Source organism: Methylobacterium sp. AC832 (assembly GCF_979256025.1).
Window position 1 is genome coordinate 1 of sequence record NZ_CEEDMV010000025.1, and the last position, 761, is coordinate 761.

The window sequence follows — 761 nt, forward strand, 5'->3', positions numbered from 1 at the left end:
TCTGCCACACTTGCGGCGGATGAACGCCCGATTAACACTACCTACTCCGAAAGAATGAATCGACCGATTCCTCGAGGCCGGGAGACAGTCCATGTCCCAGACGATTCACGTCAAACCGACCCATGACGGCACCTATACGGTCTATCGGGGTCCGACGGCCCTCGTGAGCGGCCTCACGCGCCTTCAGGCAGAGCTGTATCAGGCCAGCATCTCCCGTCAGGCCCAGCGCCCCCTGGTGGGATTGACGGCCTGATCCGGCATCGCCGGCAGGTGAGCGGTCATCTTCGCGTCAGCTGCAACACCCGGAGGTCGGCAATCGCCCCGGCCTCCGTCAACCCGCGTTCCTTGGCTTCGATCACGTAGCGGTCGTCGGCCTTTCTGACCGTATAGACATGATAGCTCGCGCGGCGGTGCAAGGTGCCGCCGTGCGACACCGCCGAGGCCGAAGGCGCTCCGACCACCGGGACGGCGGCACCACCGGGGCCTTCGACGAAGGCGATGCTCCCCACATGGTTGTGCCCGTGCAGGATCAGGTCCGCGCCGGCACGCGCGATCATCGCCGTGAACGCATCCGCGTCCTTCAATTCGCGCCCGGGCGACGCCCCCCCTGGCTGCGGCGGATGATGGATCATCGCCACGCGAAACGGTGGTTCGGGCTCGGCGCCCAGCCGTTTCAGAATGGTCTCGACAGCCTCGATCTGCGACGGGCCGAGGCGCCCACTGGCGACGAAGGGCTTGGTGGGAATCGCGGACGAGACCCC

Annotated in this window: 2 protein-coding genes; one reads left to right on the plus strand and one right to left on the minus strand. The window is 66.2% G+C overall.

Features of this window, described 5'->3' with window-relative positions; all coding sequences use genetic code 11:
* Window positions 1-91: 91 nt before the first annotated feature.
* On the plus strand, window positions 92-253 hold the full coding sequence (locus AC0IXR_RS24970) for a hypothetical protein (protein ID WP_200919205.1): 162 nt from the start codon (window positions 92-94) through the stop codon (window positions 251-253).
* Window positions 254-278: 25 nt separating this feature from the next.
* On the opposite strand, the gene AC0IXR_RS24975 is transcribed toward AC0IXR_RS24970, so the two are convergent.
* On the minus strand, window positions 279-761 hold a 483-nt coding region (locus AC0IXR_RS24975), incomplete at its 5' end, for a metallophosphoesterase family protein (RefSeq protein WP_471762585.1).